The organism is Mesorhizobium sp. M7A.F.Ca.CA.004.12.1.1 (genome assembly GCF_003997835.1).
In the GTDB taxonomy this organism is placed as follows: Bacteria; Pseudomonadota; Alphaproteobacteria; order Rhizobiales; family Rhizobiaceae; genus Mesorhizobium.
The window spans coordinates 1-8,327 of record NZ_RZRK01000221.1 but is presented as its reverse complement, the minus strand read 5'-3'; the positions used below and the strand labels follow the sequence as shown (position 1 = coordinate 8,327).

Genomic DNA, 8,327 nt, shown 5'->3' with positions numbered 1-8,327 from the left:
ATCGCCCTGGCCAGCGAGGAGCTGGAACTGGTCGACGGCAGCATTTTTGAAAACATAACCTACGGCCAGGATGCCGCGACTGCCGGCGACGCCGAGGCCGCCGCAAGACTGGCCGAAGCGCATGAATTCATCGAAAGGCTGCCTCAGGGCTACGAGACCCTGGTTGGCTACAGGGGCATCAACCTGTCGGCGGGACAGAGGCAGCGGATCGCCTTGGCCAGAGCTCTTGTCCGCGATCCCGACCTCCTCATCCTGGACGAAGCCACCAATGCGGTGGACGGGCTGTCGGAAGCGGCCATCGTCGAGACCCTGAAGTCGAGAGCCGGCCGCCGCACGACCATCGTCATCAGCCATCACCACAGCACCATCTCGTTCTGCGACGACGTGGTCATCCTGAGCGGCGGCCGCGTGAAAAAGCAGGCCCCTTTCGGCGCCCTGGCCTCGCTCAGCATGGACGAACTCTACCAGCACGAACCGCTCGACTGAAAGGCACCGGGCCGGCCCGCGACCGCTTCCCGGGCGTGTCTGCAGCCTCCGGCTGGCGGGTCGTCGCAAGCGTTCGAATCAGAAGCCCGGGGAAGTGCCGCTGGCACCTTCCGTGATCGCACCAATGCCGTGCGGAGCCGAGGCGCGCTACCTTGTCTGTGCGGCGGACCTGTCGATCCGCCTGGCCGGTGCCCCATTGGGCTTACTCTCCGGGTGAGGTGCCGGCCTCCCAAGCACAAAAACAAAGACCTGAGCGCCTGAAGCGCTTCAGGCGCGACACGCTTTACGAAGCGGCGCCGACATTCCTGCGCATGCGCCGCCTGCCCGTCGTCCGTGCTTTCTTCGCCATCGCCCCGGCTATCTCGACCACGCCGTTCTCGGGCGGCCTGCCATTGGTGGCCTTGTGGAGCCGCTCGTAGGGCAGCAATTCCTTGATCCGGGCATTGAGCGAGGCGATCTCGGCTTTGAGGTCCTCGCATTCCTGCCTCTGCACGTCGAACTGTATCTGCTCGGATGCCTGTTGCAGCGTCAGTTGAGAAAGGTTGGCGTTCACCTTGGAAAGACTCATCTTGTCGCTTTCGCTCTCCTGGCTCAGCGCGGACAATCTTTCATCTGCGATCTTCTTTTCGGCCAGGGCATCGTTGAGCTCGCTCTTGAGCCTGGCGACCTCGCCTGCGGCTTCGCTGTTTTCGGACGAGGTTTGCTCCAGCCGCGATTGCAGGTTCTGTATCTCCGAGCTCAGCCCGCGCATTTCCGCCTGGCGGCGAGCCAGTTCGGCTTCCTTGTCGCCTTCCATCATGCGGGCCGCTTCGGTCGTTTCCGACAGTTTCGCCTGTGCGGCCTCGAGCGACTTCTGCAGCCGCATCTCCTCTTTCTCACTCTTGCCGAGCGCCGCCAGCAGCTCCGCCAGTCGCGCTGCTTCGCTGGCATGGATCGTCGACAGCTCGTCGAGCCTGTGGCGCGCCTGCGATTCCCGCTTCAGCGCCTTGTCGAGTTCGATCGACAGGTTGACGTGCTTTTCGCGCAGCATCTTGCTTTCGCGCAAGCGCCTGTTGGCCTCCACCGTCCTGGCGGTCAGCCGCTTGGCGATGTCGCCGAACTCCGCTTCGCGTTTGGCGCTCGAATTGGCTGTCTCCACCAGTTCCAGCCTGACCGCGGCCAGTGCCGCACGCAGCGTCTCCCGGTCCTGGACCAGGCTTGTCTCGCGCTGCTGCAGCGCTTCGAAAGCGCCGTCGCGCTCGCGCAGTTTTTTCACCGCATCGTGCAGCTTTTCCGACAGCGCCCTCTGTTCGGCGGCCAGGGCGGCATTGGCAACCTCCAGCTCGTTGGCGCGCAGGATGTCGCTGTGCAGGATGTTGAGGAATTCGCGCGTCAGATGGTGTGAGGTGCCGATCTCCGACAGCTTGTCGTTGATCTCCTCCAGATAGTCCCTGGCATCATGGAAGAGACCCTCGAAGGCGCTCAATGCGGCCAGCCGGGTCTGTGTATGGGCAGTCAGCCGTGGCGCGGTTTCGGAACTGTCCGCACCCTCGGCATTCCCTGCATTGTCGTCATTTGCCGCGTCGGCCTGGGGTGGCCCGCCATCGGCTGCCGCCTGGGCATCCGGCACATCGTCGCCCTCCGGCGGCGCCAGGTCGTCGGCGTCGAGACTTGCATCCAGCGCGTCCGCCAAATCGATCTGCAGGTCCTGGATCGCTTTATCCACGTCTTCAGCACGCTTGATCAGGCCTCTGAAGTTCATCACCAAACTCCCCTTACGCATACCTCTCTTCGCACTTAACGAATTGCTAATATAGCTTTACATCCGCGGCTTGCGCAGGGGAAGCCCCGTCGGCACAAAGGTAAATTTGGGACATTTGGGGGCTGGAATAGCCCGAACAACCAATGCCGCAGCCGGGAAGAGCCGGATTCCTCTGACGGTGTGGAGGTCTGAAGGACGGCAAGACCGTGGCCGCTCAGAAGAGCCCGCGCGAGACCTCAAGGGCAGCGGAGAAGCTCGCCTGATCTCTTGGCAGGCGCAAGATCACTATCGCAGGGCCGGGCCGAGTGCTCTAACCCAAACGGTCTCAGCTGCTTTTCGGGACTGGTACCAACTGGATCGGAGGTCGCTCGCCGGACGCGTTGCCCAGCGCGATGGCGACCCGGTCGCGCCCATTACCCTTGGCTTCGTAGAGCGCGTGATCCGCGGCATTGGTCAATTCGGCCCAGCCCACGCCATGCTCGGGGTAGGCGGCGACCCCGAACGAGGCTGTAACGGTGCCCAGCGTTCGGCCGCGATGCGTCAAATGAAGCTTCCTGATTGCCTGGCGCAGCGCTTCCGCCCGCTCGGCACCTTCCTGGACCGAGCTTCCCGGCATGACCAGGGCAAACTCCTCGCCGCCGTAGCGCGACACGACATCGCTATCCCTGGCGTGCTCGATCAAGGTGGCGGCGACCTGCTTCAGGACGAGATCGCCGGCTTCGTGGCCGAACGTATCGTTGAACTGCTTGAAATGGTCGACATCGAGCATGATGACCACCAGCGGCTGGCCCGAGCGTTCCATCCGGCGCAGTTCGCGGCTGCTCGTCTCCTCGAGATATCGCCGGTTGAACAGACTGGTGTTCGGATCGCGGATCGACTGCTGCCGCAGCGTTTCGCGCAGGCGCAGATTGGCCAGCGCCAGCGCCAGCGTGTCGACGACGCCGCGCAGGATCTGCTGTCTTTCAGCCAGCCATTGCGGCTTCTCGGCCGCATTCGGTTCGCACAGATGAAGGATGCCCAGCGTTTCGCCTTGCGCGGCCAGAGGCATGCAGACATAGCCCTTCTTGCCGTTCTCGGTGATATGCGCGCAGCGCGGCGTGAGCATGCCGGGGCCGGCGACATGTTCCTGGCCGCGTCTGAGCGCCCAGCAGTCTTCCGGCGCGAATTGCGTGGCGCTCGAGCGGACGTCGCCCCAATGCGCCATCTCTTCCACCAGATTGCGCGACGCGCTGGTCAAGTGGACGGTTCCGCTCAAACCACCGAGGAACTCGGCCATGGCGGTGCCGACCACCGAGAACGCTTCCGGGAAGGTGACGCAGGCCTGCAGCAGTTCGCCAAGCTTCACCAGACGGGTCGTGGTTTCGGACTTTTCGTGCAGTTCACGGTTGAGGAGTGCCAGCTGATCGGCACGCTCGTTGACCACTCCCTCCGCACGGCGCAGCTCGCTGATGTCGTTGAGCGTAAGGACGAGGCCGCCTTCGGATCGGCTGAGCGGACCGCAACTGGCGATGACCGGCAGGTGCGAGCCGTCGGATCTGGCCAGGCGCACTTCGCCCTGCTGCTGGCGGCCCGTGGCTAGCGCCATTTCGATGGGAGAAGCGCCGGCGGCGAACGCGCCGCCTCTGGGATCGCGAATGGTCAGCACCGAATCCCATTGCTGCCCGACGATCTTGTCGGCACGCCGCCCGATCATCATTGCCGCCGCCGGATTGGCGCTGGCGATGCGGCCGTCCCCGTCTAGAACCGCGATGCCTTCGGCAGCCGTCTCGACGATGTCCTCGACATGCGCACGCGCCGACGCAAGCTGGTCCGCCATCGTGTTGAAGCCATCGGCCAGCTGCCCGAATTCATCGTTGCGGGCGTGGCTGATGCGCGTCATGGCATTGCCTTTCGCCAGCGCTTCCATGCCGCGCATCATGTCCCCGAGGCCAGAGCTGAAACGGCGGAGCAGCTGCCATGCAAAGCCGACCGCGACCAGCACGGCGGCCGCCGCGCTGAGGCCAACCAGCCAGAGCAGGCTGTCGGTGCTTTGTTCGGCGGCCTGCAGAACAGGGTCATATTCCAGCAGCACGGCGCCGATGATCGTACCCTCGGGATTTTCGATCGGAACAGCCAGTATGGCGTTCACTTCCTCCGGATCGACAAATCTGCGCGGAATGCCGTCCGCCAGGGTCTGGCCGATTTCGTTGCCGGGGTCGTGACCGAATTTGTCGCCGACCTGGTGCTCTTCGTCTGCGGCATGGGCGAGGATGGTCTTGTTGTTGTCGAGGACCAGGAAATCCCGGTGCAGGCGGCGGTGCTGGTGCAACATGAATTGCTTGAGCGCCTCGGGCCGCTCGAGCAGCGAAGGCGTCCCGTCGGATGATTTGAAGACGATGGTGTCGGCCAATTCCCGCGCGACGTTGGTCGCTTCGGTCAACCCCAACGATTTGGTCGCCACTTTCTGCGTAAAGATCGCGACGCCACCGACCAGCCCGATCAGAGCCGCGGCGGCCACCATGGAGAGAATGATCTGACTCTTGATGCGCATGTCATGGCCCCGCCGAGAACGACGGCATCTCGCATGTCCAATCGAGCCAGCATCTCATTCCCGGCTTTTATTACCAAATGCTTATCAACGTCCTAACGATGCCAGCCCCCTTCTCCTCGCAGGCGCGGCTGGCGCTGCGCTAACGGGGCACCATGACCTGGAAAACCGCAAGGTCGGCGGACTTTTACAGACGCTGGTGTTCAAGGCATGTGTCAGAGGTTTGGTGGGTGGGGTACGCTACCAACCGGCCCCGGCATCGTCACGCCAGTTCAGCAGTAACAGTCGTCGATCATCTTCGCGTTCGTTGCAACCATTTCCCGGACCGCGGTGGAGAACTTTTTGTCACCGGCTCCCTTGGCTGTCGCCTCCGCTCCGCCCGGCGCAGCGGCGATGAAGTTTCTCGTAAATGCCACGAGCCCGGGTGGTCCTTTCATCGTGGTAAAGCCGCGCTCCTTGCAGGCGTCGAGAAACTCCTGCGCGCGACCCTGTTCGATGATCGCGCGTATGTGAAGCACCACGCCTTCGACAGAGAGTTTTTTGGTATGCCGCCTTGTCGTGCCGTCCTTGGTCCTGAACGAACTCGCGCCCGCCGCCGTTCTGGTCGCCTTTGCCATGGGTTCCTCCTAGGTTGATCCGCCTGTCGATGCTGTCGCGCCGTGAAACTACTCTCCGGTGATCAGCTCGAGTACCTTGGATTTCCTGTCGCGATAGTTGCTGTCGTCCACGCGCTGAAGCTCGCGCACCCCGGCCTCTACCTGGCGCTCATACTCTTGCTGCTCCGCCTTGCTCCGTGCCTCGGCTACGGTCAGTCCCCCCTCCGTAGGAGGCAGTTGCATGACCAGCGTCAGTGTATGGATGTCCACCCTTTCCGTGGTGGCTGTCAGCGTGCTGCCCTTGACGTCGGTGCCGCTTAGCCGTTTGCCCAATTCGAGTTTCGGGCTGATACCGGCATGCAGAGTCGTGGTGAAAACAAGCGTTTCATTCATGGAGGGCACTGGCACCTTGTCCCGCTGCGTGAACAGGTCGGCTTCCGATATCTGGCCGATCAGGTTTCCCGACTGGTTGGACGTTATGAAACTCCTGACGATTTCAATCAGATTGAGCTTCCCGGCAATCGGATAAGCGCCGTTCGGAAGAGGCTCGCCGCCCGCAAGCTCGGCCCGGAATTTGTTGCACTGGCGGATCGTCGGAAGATTGGTCAGCAATTCGTCGACCCGGTCCTTCTGGACAAACTCCCGCTTAGCCCGCCGCTTGCCTTCGAACGATGCGTCGATGGGGCTGGTCAGCGTTCCTCGGGTAAATACACTCAAAAGATCGACACTACCGCCCAGATTGTCGGTCTGGGTCATGTCGAACACATATTTGTAGAAGATAAAAACCTTGGAGTAAGTCTCAACAACTTGCTTGAGCTGCTTTTCTTTATCATGAAGATTTTTGTAGCCTGACGTGAAAAAATCCCGAAATACTTTAGACTCATTTTTGGCCTTCGCTTTTGCGATGTCATCCTTGCTGAGCGTGGCGCTGTCGGGCGGCATGAACCGCGCCAGATGGTCGCGACTGAGGCTGGCCGCAACCGCCATATTGTATTTGTCCCTGTCCAGGGAGAGCGCGCCGATCAACAGCGTGATATAGGCATCGCGCATTTCGCAACGGATCGCCTGGGCGATGCGGGCAGTATCCAGGCCCCCCGTGACCTGCTGGGTCGTCGGCCGTACGGCGCAGGCAAATAAAACCTGAGCGGCGGCCAACAATGCGGCCGCGCGGCAAATCGTTCTATACAGGCGCAAGTTTCCCCCCTGAGCCAATCCAGATTTATACTGGAAAGGCGCAGTAAATCAACAATTGCCAACTTGTGTCAATTGGGAGTTTTAGAAATTGTTAATTTAGAGCGTATTACCTGCGGTCTTTGAAGGCGGCATGGACGCGGGTGAATGCCGGTCGGGATGGGCTGCCGGCGCTAGCCTGCACGACGCACGGTTCCTCACCCCCCCCCATGAAATGAGGGCGAGGAACCCAAGTCTTGCTAAGTCACCCCGCCATGGCCAGCGGCACGGCGCTCTTGTTGGGGATCTGGATGTCGATTTCCAGCGTCGACATGGTCTCGCCGCGGTCCATCGAGACCTGCAGATAATCCTGGTCGATCTGCACATGCTTGGCGATGACGGCCATGATCTCCTCGCGCAGGATGGAGACGAGGTCTGGCTGGCTGCGGTTGCGGCGCTCATAGGCGAGCAGCACTTGCAGCCGCTCGCGCGCCACCGGCGCGCTGGAGCGCCGCTTGAAGATGTCGAGCAGGTTCATGCCGCCCTCCTTCCCAAAAGACGATCGAGGAAGCCCTTGCGCTCGAAGGGCACGATGACGGGCAATTCCTCGCCCTCCAGCCGCCTGGCGGCGTCGATATAGGCCTTGGCAGCGGAATTGAGCGGCTCCGACAGCGTCACCGGCGAACCGAGGTTGGAGGCGCGCAACACGTCCTGGCTTTCCGGAATGATGCCAAGCAGCGGCACCGACAGGATTTCCAGCACGTCGTCGATGGACAGCATTTCGCCGCGCGACGCACGCGCCGCATCGTAGCGCGTCACCAGCACATGCTTGGCGATCTGCTCGCCCTGCTCCGCCCGCAAGGTGCGCGCGTCGAGCAGGCCGATGATGCGGTCGGAATCGCGCACGGAACTGACTTCCGGATTGGTGACGATGACCGCCTCGTCGGCAAAGCGCATGGCGAGCTGCGCGCCGCGCTCGATGCCGGCCGGGCTGTCGCAGAACACGTAGTCGAACACCGAGCGCAGCTTGTCGATGACTTCGCCGACGCCTTCCTCGGTCAGCGCATCCTTGTCGCGCGTCTGCGAGGCCGGCAGCAGGAACAGCGTCTCGACCCGCTTGTCGCGGATCAGCGCCTGCGAGAGTTTGGCCTGGCCCTGGATGACGTTGACGAGGTCGAACACCACGCGCCGCTCGGCGCCCATGATCAGGTCGAGGTTGCGCAGGCCGACGTCAAAGTCGACCAAGGCCACCTTCTTGCCGGTCTTGGCCACGGCCGCCCCGAGGGCCGCCGTCGAGGTCGTCTTGCCGACGCCCCCCTTGCCCGAGGTGACCACCACTACCTTGCCCATTGAAAAGCCTCCGTTGTTGTTTTCTTGGTCGGGCGACCATCGGCCGCCCCAATATCGAAACGAATGTCAGCTCAGCGTCGAAACCCGCAAGGCGTCCCCATCGAGAAACGCCTGCACCGGCTTGCCGCGCGAAACACCTTCCATTTCCTCGGCGGTGACGTACCAGCCGTCGACCGCCAGAAGCTCCGCCTCGTTCTTGCGGCAGAAGATGCGCGCGCCTCTGTTGCCCAGCGCACCCGCCGAAGCGCGCCCGCGCAGCGTGCCGTAGACATGGATCGAGCCCGCCGCGATGATCTCCGAACCGGACGCGACCGAACCGAGCACGATGACATCGCCATGCGGATGCACGATCGCCTGGCCCGAGCGGATCGGCGCCTTGATCATCAGCGTGCCCGAAGCTTCAACCTGCGGCTCGCTATCGCCCGCCTTGCTTGCGTCAACCTTGCCGTCGCCGGCC

General features: G+C 62.6%; 8 protein-coding genes. 1 reads left to right on the top strand and 7 read right to left on the bottom strand.

Features of this window, described 5'->3' with window-relative positions; translation table 11 throughout:
• The coding region (locus tag EN984_RS14010; protein ID WP_127383793.1) for an ATP-binding cassette domain-containing protein at positions 1–486 on the top strand (486 nt) is incomplete at its 5' end.
• A gap of 283 nt (positions 487–769) precedes the next feature.
• Here the strand turns inward: EN984_RS14010 and EN984_RS14005 are convergent.
• From EN984_RS14005 to minC, 7 genes are all read right to left on the bottom strand, one after another.
• Positions 770–2,227 carry a hypothetical protein gene (locus tag EN984_RS14005; protein ID WP_127271100.1) on the bottom strand — a complete coding sequence of 486 codons (1,458 nt, stop codon included), beginning with the start codon at positions 2,225–2,227 and terminating at the stop codon, positions 770–772.
• A 325-nt stretch (positions 2,228–2,552) separates the two neighbouring features.
• The gene (locus EN984_RS14000; RefSeq protein ID WP_127268762.1) at positions 2,553–4,757 is read right to left on the bottom strand and encodes a diguanylate cyclase; all 2,205 of its coding nucleotides are present in this window, start codon (positions 4,755–4,757) and stop codon (positions 2,553–2,555) included.
• Positions 4,758–5,026: 269 nt separating this feature from the next.
• Entirely contained in the window at positions 5,027–5,371 is a 345-nt protein-coding gene (locus EN984_RS13995; RefSeq protein ID WP_127268761.1) for a hypothetical protein, read from the bottom strand.
• Positions 5,372–5,419: 48 nt separating this feature from the next.
• Positions 5,420–6,544, bottom strand: a complete 1,125-nt coding sequence (locus EN984_RS13990) for a hypothetical protein (RefSeq protein ID WP_127268760.1) — start codon at positions 6,542–6,544, stop codon at positions 5,420–5,422.
• A 241-nt stretch (positions 6,545–6,785) separates the two neighbouring features.
• Positions 6,786–7,058 (bottom strand): cell division topological specificity factor MinE, encoded by a 273-nt coding sequence (gene minE, locus EN984_RS13985; protein ID WP_024501686.1) that lies wholly within the window; start codon positions 7,056–7,058, stop codon positions 6,786–6,788.
• Positions 7,055–7,870 carry a septum site-determining protein MinD gene (gene minD / locus EN984_RS13980; RefSeq protein ID WP_013530671.1) on the bottom strand — a complete coding sequence of 272 codons (816 nt, stop codon included), beginning with the start codon at positions 7,868–7,870 and terminating at the stop codon, positions 7,055–7,057. The genes minE and minD overlap by 4 nt, the downstream gene beginning before the upstream one ends.
• Before the next feature lie 66 nt (positions 7,871–7,936).
• Positions 7,937–8,327 (bottom strand): septum site-determining protein MinC (gene minC / locus EN984_RS13975; RefSeq protein ID WP_127383792.1); only part of this gene is annotated, 391 nt, incomplete at its 5' end.

Bases quoted from the DNA above. Each gene is read 5' to 3' on its own strand.
- EN984_RS13995 (WP_127268761.1), bottom strand. From the start codon at position 5,371: ATGGCAAAGGCGACCAGAACGGCGGCGGGCGCGAGTTCGTTCAGGACC.
- EN984_RS14005 (WP_127271100.1), bottom strand. From the start codon at position 2,227: ATGAACTTCAGAGGCCTGATCAAGCGTGCTGAAGACGTGGATAAAGCG.
- minD (WP_013530671.1), bottom strand. From the start codon at position 7,870: ATGGGCAAGGTAGTGGTGGTCACCTCGGGCAAGGGGGGCGTCGGCAAG.
- EN984_RS14000 (WP_127268762.1), bottom strand. From the start codon at position 4,757: ATGCGCATCAAGAGTCAGATCATTCTCTCCATGGTGGCCGCCGCGGCT.
- minE (WP_024501686.1), bottom strand. From the start codon at position 7,058: ATGAACCTGCTCGACATCTTCAAGCGGCGCTCCAGCGCGCCGGTGGCG.